Annotated in this window: 16 protein-coding genes and 2 rRNA genes; 1 reads left to right on the top strand and 17 read right to left on the bottom strand. The window is 46.1% G+C overall.

What is annotated here, in order from left to right:
• Nucleotide 1: 1 nt before the first annotated feature.
• The 6 genes from BUA12_RS11905 to metG all read right to left on the bottom strand — a co-directional run bounded on the left by BUA12_RS11905 (nucleotide 2) and on the right by metG (nucleotide 5,925).
• On the bottom strand, nucleotides 2-1,093 hold the full coding sequence (locus tag BUA12_RS11905; protein WP_415735788.1) for an LLM class flavin-dependent oxidoreductase: 1,092 nt from the start codon (nucleotides 1,091-1,093) through the stop codon (nucleotides 2-4).
• A 196-nt stretch (nucleotides 1,094-1,289) separates the two neighbouring features.
• Nucleotides 1,290-1,553: a biofilm formation stimulator Veg gene (gene veg, locus BUA12_RS11900; protein WP_072710841.1), complete on the bottom strand. Its 264-nt coding sequence runs from the start codon at nucleotides 1,551-1,553 to the stop codon at nucleotides 1,290-1,292.
• 72 nt (nucleotides 1,554-1,625) lie between these two features.
• The gene (rsmA, locus tag BUA12_RS11895; RefSeq protein WP_072710840.1) at nucleotides 1,626-2,522 is read right to left on the bottom strand and encodes a 16S rRNA (adenine(1518)-N(6)/adenine(1519)-N(6))-dimethyltransferase RsmA; all 897 of its coding nucleotides are present in this window, start codon (nucleotides 2,520-2,522) and stop codon (nucleotides 1,626-1,628) included.
• A complete protein-coding gene (gene rnmV, locus BUA12_RS11890; RefSeq protein WP_072710839.1) occupies nucleotides 2,515-3,069 on the bottom strand; it encodes a ribonuclease M5 in 555 nt (184 codons plus the stop codon). Before rnmV ends, rsmA begins: the two co-directional genes overlap by 8 nt.
• Nucleotides 3,070-3,162: 93 nt before the next feature.
• Complete coding sequence (locus BUA12_RS11885) at nucleotides 3,163-3,930, bottom strand: TatD family hydrolase (protein WP_072710838.1); 768 nt, start codon at nucleotides 3,928-3,930, stop codon at nucleotides 3,163-3,165.
• Nucleotides 3,931-3,942: 12 nt separating this feature from the next.
• On the bottom strand, nucleotides 3,943-5,925 hold the full coding sequence (metG, locus tag BUA12_RS11880; protein WP_072710837.1) for a methionine--tRNA ligase: 1,983 nt from the start codon (nucleotides 5,923-5,925) through the stop codon (nucleotides 3,943-3,945).
• Nucleotides 5,926-6,182: 257 nt separating this feature from the next.
• On the opposite strand from metG, the gene abrB reads away from it, so the two are divergent.
• Nucleotides 6,183-6,464: a transition state genes transcriptional regulator AbrB gene (abrB, locus tag BUA12_RS11875; RefSeq protein WP_072710836.1), complete on the top strand. Its 282-nt coding sequence runs from the start codon at nucleotides 6,183-6,185 to the stop codon at nucleotides 6,462-6,464.
• A gap of 50 nt (nucleotides 6,465-6,514) precedes the next feature.
• Here abrB and rsmI read toward each other — a convergent pair whose 3' ends face one another.
• From rsmI to BUA12_RS11820, 11 genes are all read right to left on the bottom strand, one after another.
• Nucleotides 6,515-7,330 carry a 16S rRNA (cytidine(1402)-2'-O)-methyltransferase gene (gene rsmI / locus BUA12_RS11870; protein WP_072710835.1) on the bottom strand — a complete coding sequence of 272 codons (816 nt, stop codon included), beginning with the start codon at nucleotides 7,328-7,330 and terminating at the stop codon, nucleotides 6,515-6,517.
• Entirely contained in the window at nucleotides 7,327-7,581 is a 255-nt protein-coding gene (locus tag BUA12_RS11865) for a GIY-YIG nuclease family protein (protein WP_072710834.1), read from the bottom strand. The genes rsmI and BUA12_RS11865 overlap by 4 nt, the downstream gene beginning before the upstream one ends.
• Complete coding sequence (locus BUA12_RS11860) at nucleotides 7,574-8,311, bottom strand: tRNA1(Val) (adenine(37)-N6)-methyltransferase (protein ID WP_245772816.1); 738 nt, start codon at nucleotides 8,309-8,311, stop codon at nucleotides 7,574-7,576. Before BUA12_RS11860 ends, BUA12_RS11865 begins: the two co-directional genes overlap by 8 nt.
• A 45-nt stretch (nucleotides 8,312-8,356) precedes the next feature.
• The gene (locus BUA12_RS11855; RefSeq protein ID WP_072710832.1) at nucleotides 8,357-8,662 is read right to left on the bottom strand and encodes an initiation-control protein YabA; all 306 of its coding nucleotides are present in this window, start codon (nucleotides 8,660-8,662) and stop codon (nucleotides 8,357-8,359) included.
• Nucleotides 8,662-9,480 carry a PSP1 domain-containing protein gene (locus BUA12_RS11850; protein ID WP_072710831.1) on the bottom strand — a complete coding sequence of 273 codons (819 nt, stop codon included), beginning with the start codon at nucleotides 9,478-9,480 and terminating at the stop codon, nucleotides 8,662-8,664. Before BUA12_RS11850 ends, BUA12_RS11855 begins: the two co-directional genes overlap by 1 nt.
• Nucleotides 9,481-9,486: 6 nt before the next feature.
• Nucleotides 9,487-10,395, bottom strand: a complete 909-nt coding sequence (locus tag BUA12_RS11845; RefSeq protein ID WP_072710830.1) for a DNA polymerase III subunit — start codon at nucleotides 10,393-10,395, stop codon at nucleotides 9,487-9,489.
• 10 nt (nucleotides 10,396-10,405) lie between these two features.
• Entirely contained in the window at nucleotides 10,406-10,735 is a 330-nt protein-coding gene (darA, locus tag BUA12_RS11840) for a cyclic di-AMP receptor DarA (RefSeq protein WP_072710866.1), read from the bottom strand.
• Nucleotides 10,736-10,737: 2 nt separating this feature from the next.
• On the bottom strand, nucleotides 10,738-11,364 hold the full coding sequence (gene tmk, locus BUA12_RS11835) for a dTMP kinase (protein WP_072710829.1): 627 nt from the start codon (nucleotides 11,362-11,364) through the stop codon (nucleotides 10,738-10,740).
• Nucleotides 11,361-12,602 carry an Orn/Lys/Arg family decarboxylase gene (locus tag BUA12_RS11830; protein WP_178138271.1) on the bottom strand — a complete coding sequence of 414 codons (1,242 nt, stop codon included), beginning with the start codon at nucleotides 12,600-12,602 and terminating at the stop codon, nucleotides 11,361-11,363. The genes tmk and BUA12_RS11830 overlap by 4 nt, the downstream gene beginning before the upstream one ends.
• 149 nt (nucleotides 12,603-12,751) lie before the next feature.
• Nucleotides 12,752-12,866: ribosomal RNA gene (rrf, locus tag BUA12_RS11825) — 5S ribosomal RNA — on the bottom strand.
• Between the two features lie 81 nt (nucleotides 12,867-12,947).
• Nucleotides 12,948-13,030: ribosomal RNA gene (locus BUA12_RS11820) — 23S ribosomal RNA — on the bottom strand; the annotation flags it as partial.

The following is a 13,030-nucleotide window of genomic DNA, read 5'->3' as shown; positions in this document are numbered from 1 at the left end:
ATTATTCTCCTTTAGTTCTTTTTGTGTGCTTCTTCACTTCCGGCACCACTTTTTCACCGAGAAGATCTATCGTCCGTTTGATGTTATCGAGGGACACGCCCCCAAAATCGATCTGGCCGATATAGCGATCGTGGTTGAACATTTCATGCTGATACAGCATCTTTTCGACGATGTGTTCAGGCGACCCTACATTGATGACACTTTTGACATCCTGCCCCTGTGCAAATGCCTGCTTTGGAAAGCCCTGTCCGTTTGAAAGCTTCATGCCCTCATTGATATGCGGATAATATTCTTTGTACGCATCCATCATGTTTTCCCTGATATACATGAACCCTGCTGTTGCCACAGGCAGTTCATCGGGATTGAACCCATTTTCAAAGGCCGTCTCCCTGTACAGGTCAATCCGTGATTTGAACGCTTCAGCCGGTCCGCCAAGATGGGCCTGATACATTGGTACGCCGATCCTCCCCGCTTTTTGGGCAGATGAGAGAGAACCGCCGACCGCTCTCCATATCGGCAGTCCCGCATCTTCATTTTCCGGTCTTGGAATGACTTGTGCATTGTTCAACGGTGCCCTAAATTCACCTTGCCAGTCCACCCTCTCATTTTCATTGATCTGCAATAATAATTCGAATTTCTCTTCAAATAGTGCCTCGTAATCATTCAGACTGTATCCAAGCAGTTCATAAAGGCCGACCCTAGAAGCCCTGCCGGCCACGACTTCCATTCTCCCCCCCGACAGTAAGTCGATTGTGGAGGCATCTTCAAATACCCTCACCGGGTCTGATGTACTGATTATGGTCGACCCTGATGAGATTTTTATCCTGTCTGTCGCCTGGGCGATCGACGACAGCAATATCAGATGGGCCTGGGACACAAAGTGCTCCTGATGGGATTCCCCCACCTGAAACACATCCAGCCCGGCGTCTTCCGCCATCTTCGCTGCTTCCACGATTTCCTTGAGGCGCAGGCTGGCAGGAATGCGTTCACCGGTATGCGGGTTCGGCATATGCTCCCCGAGGGAATACAGGCCGATTTCCATTCCTTTTGAACGATCTATTTCCGGCATTACATGGGGGTTTTCATTTTCCATTCGTCACACTCCAAACTTTAGTACTTTCAGTATACTTATACCATCCCTTGATTTCTAATATATTGTTTACGCACTTAGTATGAATTAAAACGAAGCATCTGATACTCATTCCAAATATAAAAATAGGGTGTAAAATCCCCATTACCGGATTTTACACCCTATTTTATATTGGCTGATACAGTCAGCCGTTCCGTTCTTATTGGATTACAAATGCTTCACTCTGCTCGTTGACGAAAGTCATTTCAACATTCGATGTCAATACATCAGTGTATGTATATGACACTCTTTCAAAATTATGTTCTTCTTGATCAAGCTCTACCACGAAAACAGAAGGATATGTTTCTCTGAGAATACCATGTCTTTCTATTAACTTCTTACGGCCTCCGTTGGCACGAAGTATTACGCGATTACCTAACTGACAATCAAGAATCTTTTTGATGTCGACTAAAGATTTTGGCATTTGGCCCACCTCACTAGGTCCATTATAACAAGTTTACATAACTTTGTCAAAAAGTTGTTATAATTATCTTACTTATTCGAATTTTAACGTCGGGAAATCTCCCAGTTTATGATAGATTGCTGCAAAATCTTCTATCGTTAGACTCTCTCCGCGGCGTACCGGATCGATGCCTGCCGCGTTCAGCAGCGCACTGATTTCCCCTTTAAGTTTCTTGCCGTCTTCAAATAAAATCAAATAATTGTTCAAAATGGTTTTTCTGCGCTGTACAAACGCACCTTTTGTCAGTTTAAAAAATACTTCTTCATCTTTTACGGAAACTTTAGGCACTTTGCGCGCCCTCATTTCCACGATGATCGAATCCACATTGGGCGCAGGCATGAAGACCGACTTAGGCACGCTTTGGACTGTTTTTGCGTCTGTATAATAGTCGATGGCAATGGAAAGTGAGCCGTATGCTTTCGTGTTCGGTTTTGCACTGATGCGTTCCCCGACTTCCTTCTGCATCATCACGTAATAACGGTCGATCGGCAGCTTCTGCATGAGAAAGTTCATCAATATCGGTGTGGTGATGTAGTAAGGCAGATTGGCGATGACGACGATTTCTTTGAAATCACTGAATTCCTCTTCAATCATCCCCCCGATATCCGCTTCAAGAATGTCTTCATTTATGACTGCGACATTGGTATAGGGTGCAAGCGTATCATTCAGCACAGGAATCAGTCTTTGGTCGATTTCATAGGCGACGACCTTCCCCGCTCTTTTAGCGATCTGTTCAGTGAGCGAACCGATGCCCGGACCGACCTCGATCACTGCCGTCCCTTCATCCACCTCCGCCTTATCAAGCACTTTATGGATGACGTTGGCATCAACCAGGAAATTCTGCCCCAGGCTTTTTTTGAACTTTACACCATGTTTATCCAATATCTCTTTTGTTCTTGATGCTGTTGCGATATCTTTCATATCAACCATCCTTTTTCAACTCTGAAAGAATTGAAGTGATTTCTTCCTTCTCAATCCGGTATCTGTTCAGTTTATTTTTCAATTGCTTTGCATTGGCATAGCCGATGTTCAGCCTGGCAGTCAAATGTTCGCGCCTGGCTTTTGAATCTTCGCTCCCACTCAGCTGCCAAAGCTGCATATCCTCTGTTGAAACCGTCTCAACCTCCACCTCATGATTGACAAGGACATTCTTAAGCGCACTGCGTATATCTTCGATCGAGGCATGTTCGATGCCGATCCCCCGCCTGCTTGTCGCTTTTTTCCGGGATATGAACGCTTCTTTTATATGGGGGAAACGCTTTAAGATCGCAGTCCTTATTTTATGGCCCGGGAAATCGGGATCCGTCAATATGATCGCGCCCCTTGTCTTTAAAGCCACTTCGATTTCCTGCATCGTCCTCTCATTGATCGCAGAGCCGTTGGTCTCGATCGTTTCACAGACCAATGCTTCTTTCAGACGTCTCGTGTCGTCCCGGCCTTCAACTATAATCACTTCATGTATCACTGGTTTATCCATTTGTTATCTCCTTTGGAGAATATCATAACATACTATTTATCCTGCACTTTTTTTTAATGCTGATGAAAAAAGCCGGGGGACCCCCCGGCTTCCTCATTTGAAATCGAACAGCGCTTCAGCGTTTTCAGTGGTCGCCTGTGCAAGCACTTCGTATGATACTCCCCGTAATTCTGCAATCTTTTCAGCCACAAGTTTCACATGAGCCGGTTCATTGCGCTTCCCTCTGTATGGATGCGGCGTCAAAAACGGGGCATCGGTTTCCACGAGGAGCCTGTTCAGCGGCACGTGTACAGCGATGTCTTTAGGCAGCTGTGCATTTTTAAACGTGACAGGGCCTCCGAGTGAGATATAAAAGTTCATGCCGATGACTTCATCCGCCGTTCTTTCATCTGCACTGAAAGCATGCATGATACCGCCTGCTTCATATGCCGCTTCTTCTTTCAGGATTTCCACACAATCTGCCGTCGAATCCCTGTTGTGGATGATGATTGGTAATTTGACCCGTTTCGCCAGGGCGATCTGACGTCTGAAGATGTCCTTTTGAATCTCCTTTGGCGATTTATCCCAGTGATAGTCCAGGCCGGTCTCACCTATTCCGACGATTTTCTCATGTTGTGACAATGCTTCTATCCACTCAAGGTCTGCCTCTGTACAGTCCACTGCATCCACCGGATGCCATCCGATGACACCATACACATCTTCATGTTCATCAATCAGTTTCATCGTGCGCTCTATCGTCTTGCGGTCAAAGCCCACAACGACCATTTTTTCAACGCCCGCAGCTCTTGCCCGCTCAATGACTTCATCCAGATCCGCGTCATAGTGATCCGCATTCAAATGCACATGTGTATCAATCAGCAAAAATCCCACTCCTTATTTTACAATGCTGCCGTTTTCTATACCATCCGGCACACTGATCAGTGTCAGGCGGCTGCCTTTTTCAGCAGTCAGTATCATACCTTCCGATAACTCCCCGCGCAGCTTCACCGGTTGGAGGTTCGTGACGACCAGAACTTTTTTGCCGATGATATCTTCGGCTTCGTATTGCTCACGGATACCGGAGACGATCTGACGCTTTTCTTCTCCGAGATCCACCTGGACCTTCAGCAGTTTATCCGCCTTTTTGACGCCTTCGGCATTGATGACCGTTCCGGCTTTAATTTCTATTTTGTCGAAATCGGCGATCGTGACCTGCCCGGAAGCAGCGTCTTCCTGTGCTTCTTCCTGTTCCTCGGCCTGTGCAGGCGGCTTCATCGAATTCTTGATATGCTCGACTTCACTTTCGACATCGAGGCGCGGATAAATCGGCTTAGGTTTTTCGATCACTCTGCCGTCCACTTTAATCGCACCGTATGTCCTGATGGATTCATATTCTTCAAGCGCTGCATCCACCATATTCAACTGCCTGAATATTTCTTTGGGACCGTGAGGCAGATATGGCTTGAGGAGGATGGCCGCAATGCGGATGTTCTCCGCAAGATGCACCATCACATTACCAAGCTCCTCTTTCCTGCCTGCATCTTTTGCAAGCACCCATGGCGTCGTCTCATCTATATATTTGTTCGTCCGGCTGATGATCGTCCATGTCGCCCTCAGTGCTTTGTTGAACTCGAGTGCTTCCATGGCCTCTTCATAGGCAGCGATATTTCCTTCGACCGTATTTTCCAGATCTGCATCAAATTCATTGACGTGTCCCCTGTAATCGGGCAGTTCACCGTCAAAGTACTTGTTGATCATCGACAGTGTACGGTTGACCAGGTTGCCGAGGTCATTGGCAAGGTCGAAATTGGTGCGGTCAACGAAGGATTCCGGCGTGAAGACACCGTCAGAGCCGAACGGCACTTCTCTCATCAAGTAGTAGCGCAGTGCATCGAGACCGTATCTCTCCACCAGTGTGCCCGGGTAGATGACATTCCCTTTGGACTTCGACATCTTACCGTCCTTCATCAACAACCAGCCGTGCCCCATGAGTTTTTTAGGCAGCGGCAGATCCAGCGCCATCAGCATCACCGGCCAGTAAATGGCATGGAACCTGACGATCTCCTTACCGATCATCTGGACGTCGGCAGGCCAGTATTTATGAAATAAAGTTTCGTCATCCGAGCCGTATCCGAGTGCAGTGATATAGTTCGTGAGAGCATCGATCCAGACATATACGACATGCTCCGGATTTGAGTTTACAGGAATACCCCAATCGAATGTCGTCCTCGAAACCGCAAGATCTTCGAGGCCCGGCTTGATGAAGTTGTTCAGCATTTCATTTTTACGTGAAGCCGGCTGTATGAACCCGGGGTTGTCTTCATAGTACTGGACAAGCCGGTCTGCATACTTGCTCATCCTGAAGAAGTAGCTTTCCTCCTTCACCAATTCCACTTCGTGACCGCTCGGAGCGATTCCGCCGATCATTTCGCCCTCGTCATCCCTGTAAACTTCGGAGAGTTGTGATTCAGTGAAGAATTCCTCATCTTCAACTGAATACCAGCCTTCATATTCGCCTAAATAAATGTCACCCTGATCCAACAATCTTTCAAAAATCTTCTGCACTGTCACTTTATGATTCTCATCCGTCGTACGTATGAACTGATCATTCGTAATTTCAAGCAGAGACCATAATGCCTTCATATCATCTGCCATATCATCGACATATTTTTGAGGTGAGACACCCATCTTTTGAGCTTTCTTCTCAATCTTCTGACCGTGTTCATCAGCCCCGGTCAGGTAGTATACGTCATATCCCCGCATACGCTTATACCTCGCCATGACATCACACGCTATTGTCGTATATGCATTTCCGATATGAAGCTGTCCACTCGGGTAATATATCGGCGTAGTTATATAAAAAGTCGGTTTTTCCATGCCACTGCCTCCTATTTGTTCATTATTTAAATATATCTAATTTAGAATCAATTTTCAATTGCTGCAGTATAAATGTTGGCAACACTGAAAGCTTTTGTGATATAATCATGTGTATCTTAAGACCATCCTTTTTTTTCCTATAATATGTGTTTTACTTCTTTTTTATTGAATTTATAGCATTCAATAGAGTCTTAACCGTCTAACCCCCAAAACAACCCAAAATTTCTTGAAGAAACATAGTTAAGGAGGAACTCCAAATGAAGTCAACTGGAATCGTACGTAAGGTCGATGAGCTTGGCCGCGTTGTCATCCCGATAGAATTACGAAGGATACTGGACATCGAAGTGAAAGATGCTTTAGAAATATATACCGACGAGGACACCATCATCCTCAAAAAGTATAAGCCATCCATGACCTGTGATATTACGGGTGATGTTTCCGATAAAAATATGAGACTTGCTGAAGGCAGGATCATTTTAAGCGAAGAAGGCGCAAAAATGCTTATGGAAGAAATCCAAAATAAAATGCCCAGGGAATAATCCAAGGGTCGCCGGAATCAATAAGATTCCGGCTTTTTTATTTTTCAGTCTCATTCATTATAGATGTCATAAACTTCCTGCTTCTTCATCCCTTTGATGTCTGCCACCATCTTCATCGCTTTCGTCGGTTTCATCCCCTGATCGATGAACTGGTTGACATGCTCCCTGATCGGGATGTCGCTGACCACAGCTTCTTCTTCATAGCCCCGTATCACAATCACAAACTCCCCTTTTAAAGGAATGGCGTCACCAAGCATGCCAAGAACCTCTTTGACGGTCCCGCGCCTGTGCTGCTCAAATCTTTTTGTGATTTCCCTTGAAATGCTGATTTCCCGCTCCGCATCCATTTCCATCATGCTTTGGATGGTCGACTTCAACTTGTGGGGCGATTCATACAGCACCGATGTATAAGGGTGATGCATGATCTGTTTCAACTTCTCGTTCTTTTTGCTGCCGGTTTTGGGGAGAAAACCGAAAAATGTGAACTCGAATGAAGGGATGCCGCTCGCCACCAGGGCAAGTGTGAATGCCGAGGCAGCGGGAATAATCGAATATTCCATTCCTTCTTCCTGCATTTTCCTGATCAGCTCATAGCCGGGGTCTGAAATTGCCGGCATCCCCGCATCACTGACCAGCGCGAAGACTTTACCGTCCCTCATATCATTGAGGATTTCTTCTTCGACCTTTTCCTTGTTGAAATCATGATAGGCGCGAAGCGGCGTTGAAATTTCAAAATGATTGGTGAGCTTCCTCGTCAGCCGGGTGTCTTCACAAAGTATGGCATCCACGTCCTTTAATGTCTTCACGGCCCGGACACTCATATCTTCCAGGTTTCCGAGCGGTGTACCTGTGACATACAGATTCATGGCGTCCTCCCTTCAATCAACTTCAGCTTCTCTGGCCGAGTCAATTTCTTTATTTGGATTTCCCTTTTCATCGCCTTACTCATGGTATCAAAAGGTTCCTGATATTTGAGCGTGACCGGCCGCCTGTTCCGTGTATACTTCGCGCCCATGCCCAGATTATGTTTTTCGATGCGGGATGCGACATCCCTGGCATAACCTGTGTACAGACTGCCATCTTTGCACTCCACAATATATACATGATATTTATCCATAATATACCTCCAGCATCTCTTTCGAGTACCGATCCTGCTCCTGGTAAATATAAAATGGCGGTAAAACATCCACATAGGCCTGGGAATGGAACAACGCTTCGATGATGACGAACATCGCATGACCCGCCGCCGGGTCATTGTAGACATACTGCTGTGTTTTGACCCTGAAACCATTATTCATCAAACAGAAGATCACTTCTGCACTGCGTTCAGCCCTGTGCACTATATACAGACGACCTTTGTTTTTGACAAGGTACCGGGCCGCCCTGACCACGCCTTCCAGGTCCACCATCACTTCGTGCCTTGCTATACTGTGCGGTCCGAGCACCTTCAAAGGCTGGTCATTTGTGAAATACGGCGGATTCACCGTGATGACATCATATGTCGAATGTTCAAAATGCTCTTTTATATTATTGATATCGATATTATATATATTCAGCTGTTCCGACTTATCGTTCATATCGTAACTTCTTTTTGCCATGCTCACAAGCTGCTCCTGGACTTCCACGGCATCAATCGGAATCTTCGTCCTGTGCGACAGCAGCATGGGTATGATGCCGTTGCCGGAACACAGATCCATTATTCTTTTATCCCGTTTGCTGATTTTAGTGAAATTGGCAAGCAGCAGAGCATCCACTGAAAATGAGAATACAGAGCTGCTTTGAATGATTTTCATACCTTCCCGGTAAAGTTCATCCAACCGTTCGTCCTCTTTCAACAATCCTTTCACCTCATTCCGGCATAAGAAAAGCGGCAGCAGCCGCTTTTGATCCTGTCATTGATTTAAAAAGCCCTGGCAGAAAAGACATTCCTCACCATGTCTGTGTGTGCCAAAGTGTATATTGCAAATATGGAATCCTTCATCATACAGATTTTTTAAAGTGTTATGTTTGAACGAAGCATCCGCTTTTTCTTCAGTGTTGTTCACAAGTGCTTCATAATGTTCATTTTCCATCTGTAAACTGACATTCTCTTCGACCAGATTTACAGCGTGCACTTTCAGTGTATCCAGATTCTCCTGCATATTCCTGAGATCGGCCTCAAGCTTGCTGATGTGGTCAAAAAGCTGTTCACGATCCATTAGGAGACACCGCCGCCGGAAGTCGTTTCTTCCAGTTCATCGTAATGGTATTCCTGGATATAGTCATCTTTGTATCTGACCTGGACAACCAGATCCAGTATATTCATCCCGATGACTTTACCCTTACCGTTCGGCGTATCGATCGTCTCACCTACATCAGGCATTTTGGTGCGGGATTCTTCATAATACTGGTCTTCATAGTTCAGGCAGCACATCAACCGGCCGCAGGCACCCGAAATCTTCGTCGGTGACAGTGACAAGTCCTGGTTTTTGGCCATCTGTATGCTGACGGGCACGAAATCCCCGAGGAAGGTCGAACAGCAATGCGAACGGCCGCATGGACCGATACCACCTAAAAACTTGGCTTCATCGCGGACGCCGACCTGCCTGAGTTCGATACGTGTCTTGAAACGTGTTGCCAGTACTCTGACGAGCGATCTGAAATCCACCCGCTCATCTGCTGTGAATTTGAAGATGAGCTTCTTCTCATCAAGTGTATACATTGCACTGACAATGTTCATATCCAGTTTTTCTTCTATCACAGATTTCTTGCAGAACTTGAGTGCTTCACGTGCCTTTGATTCGTTATGATGATACTTCTTCAGATCACCATCTTCTGCAAATCTTATGAATTGACCATCCGGTTCAACTATATTATCTTTTGAAATTTCATACGTGCCTTTCACGACACGCAGCAGTTCAATACCGCGTTTCGTCTCGGCTATAATATAATCATCTCTTTTAACAGATGCTTTACTACTATCTATATAAATATTACTAAAGTAATCTAATTGAGTCGCAGTCATGAGTTTTATCATACTTCATCAACCTTTCGAAATGATAACCAGTCCCTCAAATGCGAGCATTGGGTGTACATTGAATTGAATCATCTTGTTGGCCTGTTCTATTTCATCCAGCATTTTGGTCAGCTGATTGACACTGATCATTCTATCGACTTTCAAGTCCTCATTATAGGGCTTGAATATATCGAGTTTTAACTTCGAATGCATCGCCTGGCGGACGCAGCCGTCTATCAACTGCAGAAGCAGCAGATAATCCCGGCGTTCATCGCACCACTCCAGCATCGGCTTGATTTCCAGGAGTACCAGCGAATGCCGGTTCATCCATTTCACAGAGAATTCCAGCGCCGCCTGCCTCAGTTTGCTGAAATCCTCCCCCATATCCTTGACATGCCCGGCATTCAGCGACAAGGCATCGATCGTCTGCAAATCATCTTCCGACAGGTACTCCAGTTCCTTCAACCGGTCCGAAGAGTCCCCTCTTATAAAGATATGCTGGGCCCTCGAATGGATCGTCGGCAGAATATTGCTTTTATCAACCGTCAAAAGCAGGGCAATCGTCTTTTCAGGCGGTTCTTCCAAAAATTTCAGGAGGCTGTTTTCAGCCTGGGGCGTCAATTTATCAAAAGCTTCTATGACATATACCTTATACTCCGTCTCAGTGGGCTTGTTGTTCATCACATGCATGAGACGGGCGACTTCTTCTTTTTTGATCGTCGTCTCCTCAGTGCCCAGGTAATAAAAATCAGGATGGTTGCCCTCTTTCATCAACGCCCGGTTACGGGGGGTATCGCCAAAAATGTTCAGGGTGAAGAACGTACTGTATCTGCGGAGCGTCTCCAATGCATCGCCTTCGAACATATACGTATGGCTGAGACGGTTGTTTTGGATGGCATTCAACAGGTTCTTCTCTATCGTGTGGTTAATCTCCATTGTTGAACGCTCAGAATCTCTCAAATTGTTCAATCGGCAGTACAAATACCGTTGCGCCGCCAACTTCCACTTCGACCGGATACGGGATGTAGGAGTCGGCATTCCCACCCATCGGAGTCACAGGTGCCACAGTCTGTTCCCTGTTTCCGCAAGTGTCATCTATCAGATTAAGCAGATCATCGACCCTCTCATCATCGATACCGCAAAGGAAGGTCGTGTTGCCTGCGCGCAGGAATCCGCCTGTCGATGCAAGTTTCGTGTTCCTGAAGTTTGCTTTGGTCAAGCGGTCTGACAATCTCTGGCTATCATGATCCTGTACGATTGCTATTACCATTTTCATCATCAGTCACCTCTATGATTTAAATATTTTTCCACTATATGATATGTGTCCTTGAATACATCTTCAATTTCACGATCGGCATCAACCAATTTGATGCGTTCAGGATAATTTTCTGATAACTCATTATACCCTGAGACCACATCTTTATGGAAGGCCAGCGTTTCTTTATCCAGCCGATTACTGGTGCGGTCATTGTCCTGTATTCTTTTAAGGCCGGCTTCAGGAGCGAGCTTTAAGTATATAGTCAGGTCCGGCATCCAGTCTCCTATGGCAAATTGGTTGATCTGCATGATGCTTTCGACACCAAGGCCCCTGGCATATCCCTGATAAGCGAGGGAACTGTCGATGAAGCGGTCGCATAGAACCACCTTCCCCTCCTTCAGGGCAGGCACGACCTTCTCCACCAGGTGCTGCCTTCTTGCAGCTGCAAACAGCAATGCTTCGGTCCTTGCATCCATTTCATTATCATTGGCAAGGAGTATGTCCCTTATCTTCTCGCTGATTGGAATACCGCCGGGCTCACGTGTGACCACTACTTCATGAGTATCCTTAAGTGCTTCCGCAATCATCTGGATCATTGTCGTCTTCCCGGAACCTTCCGGTCCTTCAAAGGTAATAAATAATGTCATGAGTCCTCATCAACCTTATAGCATTCGATATTGTCTTCTATACCTTCCATTTTAACATGATAACTCTTTTTATGTATTATAGTTCTAATAACTTCTTCGGTAAAACGTTCCCCTTCATGGATGAGCGGTACGCCCGGGGGATAGGGGACTACGGAACGGACGGCAGTTTTTCCAAGCAGAAAATCCAAATCCTCAGATTTCGTCCCCCTCCTGCTTTGCGTAATTGTGAGGTTAGTCAATCGTTCCAACAATGCCTCCAGAGGATATCTGTCCCCCCGGTGGAACAAGGGCAGACACCACAAAACGCCTGCATCAGTCACCATTTCAGAATAAATCCCCGCCCGGTCCAGTGCATCGAACAACGCATAGGGGGAAAGGCCCTCCATATTGAGGGTGACCTTTGCCGGGTCATCAGTTTCAATGATTGAAAACCCGCGACCTTCCATACTTTTAATCAAAGTCTCTCTCTGGCTGAAAAACAGCTCATCATCAAATTCATTGTAAAATTGATGTGCAAGTTCTATGGAAGCGAGTATCAAGTAGGAGGGACTTGAGGTCTCAAAGTAATCGATGTATTTCATCATGCTTCTATGGACGTCTTTTTCTCTAGTGAATGCTACAGAAGCACCTGTCAGGGCCGGAAGCATCTTATGGTAGGACTGGATGACGATATCTGCACCAAACTCCAGGGCAGACTGCGGAAAATTCCCCGTGACTCCAAAATGGGCACCATGCGCCTCATCAATGATGCTTATCCCGTCTGTAGATCCGACATGCTCTATAATTTCAGCCATGCGGGGATCGACAGTACCATTGTAGGAAGGATATGTAATGATCACGGCAGAGTCACCAACGTCCATATTGTATAATTCATCGAAAGCTACAGTTACAAAAGGGGTACCTGCAATCTCAAGTCCATGGTAGACCGACTTATGGGCGTCTCCAACCACCACAAATCTGCCAATCTCCCCTCTGACAGCAAATATGGCAGACAAGATGCCTGCAGTCGTTCCATTCACCATCGCCTGCGCATGGTAGCCAGGATGCTTTCCGGAGAGGAATGCATTCAACTTGAGCAAAACACCTTCAGGGGAATGCAGATCATCCAAGCCGGTGATCTCCGTCATATCATGTGTCCATTCCAGCTGATCCAAACTTCCGATGGTCATGTTCTTATGTCCCGGAACATGCATTGATATGGCGTTCTCCTGCTTAAGCTGCTTCAATTTATCCGTCAAATACATACAATCACCTTATCCGGTATTATTGGTGCCTTCAAGACCATACCCCATACTAACACAATCCATCATCATTTTTTAAACACTTGACTATATAAGAGAAAAAAGACAATAAAAAAGACCCGATCACTGGGATCGGGTCTAAGTCTGCCTGGCGGCGTCCTACTCTAACGGGACGTCAGTCCAACTACCATCGGCGCTGGAGAGCTTAACGGCTGTGTTCGGCATGGGAACAGGTGTGGCCTCTCCGCCATTGCCACCAGACAATTTGAATGCAATGTACATTCAAAACCATATAGAAGCCAAGCAACATCGTGTAAAAAACCCTCTACACGGTACAAATCTTTGAATAAGTCATCGATCGATTAGTATTCGTCCGCTGCATGTGTCGCCACACTTACACGCCGAACCTATCCACCTCATCGTCT

Source organism: Lacicoccus alkaliphilus DSM 16010, assembly GCF_900142805.1.
Classification (GTDB): Bacteria; Bacillota; Bacilli; order Staphylococcales; family Salinicoccaceae; genus Lacicoccus; species Lacicoccus alkaliphilus.
This window is presented reverse-complemented; position numbering and strand designations above follow the sequence as displayed.

Coding starts and splice junctions, on each gene's coding strand:
- BUA12_RS11865 (WP_072710834.1), bottom strand. CDS start 7,581: ATGGATAAATATCATGTATATATTGTGGAGTGCAAAGATGGCAGTCTG.
- rnmV (WP_072710839.1), bottom strand. CDS start 3,069: ATGGATAAACCAGTGATACATGAAGTGATTATAGTTGAAGGCCGGGAC.
- BUA12_RS11850 (WP_072710831.1), bottom strand. CDS start 9,480: ATGATAAAACTCATGACTGCGACTCAATTAGATTACTTTAGTAATATT.
- BUA12_RS11845 (WP_072710830.1), bottom strand. CDS start 10,395: ATGGAGATTAACCACACGATAGAGAAGAACCTGTTGAATGCCATCCAA.
- rsmI (WP_072710835.1), bottom strand. CDS start 7,330: ATGAATCTGTATGTCACAGGTACACCGCTCGGAAACCTGGAAGATATG.
- tmk (WP_072710829.1), bottom strand. CDS start 11,364: ATGACATTATTTATTACCTTTGAAGGACCGGAAGGTTCCGGGAAGACG.
- BUA12_RS11905 (WP_415735788.1), bottom strand. CDS start 1,093: ATGGAAAATGAAAACCCCCATGTAATGCCGGAAATAGATCGTTCAAAA.
- rsmA (WP_072710840.1), bottom strand. CDS start 2,522: ATGGTTGATATGAAAGATATCGCAACAGCATCAAGAACAAAAGAGATA.
- metG (WP_072710837.1), bottom strand. CDS start 5,925: ATGGAAAAACCGACTTTTTATATAACTACGCCGATATATTACCCGAGT.
- BUA12_RS11855 (WP_072710832.1), bottom strand. CDS start 8,662: ATGGATCGTGAACAGCTTTTTGACCACATCAGCAAGCTTGAGGCCGAT.
- abrB (WP_072710836.1), top strand. CDS start 6,183: ATGAAGTCAACTGGAATCGTACGTAAGGTCGATGAGCTTGGCCGCGTT.
- darA (WP_072710866.1), bottom strand. CDS start 10,735: ATGAAAATGGTAATAGCAATCGTACAGGATCATGATAGCCAGAGATTG.
- veg (WP_072710841.1), bottom strand. CDS start 1,553: ATGCCAAAATCTTTAGTCGACATCAAAAAGATTCTTGATTGTCAGTTA.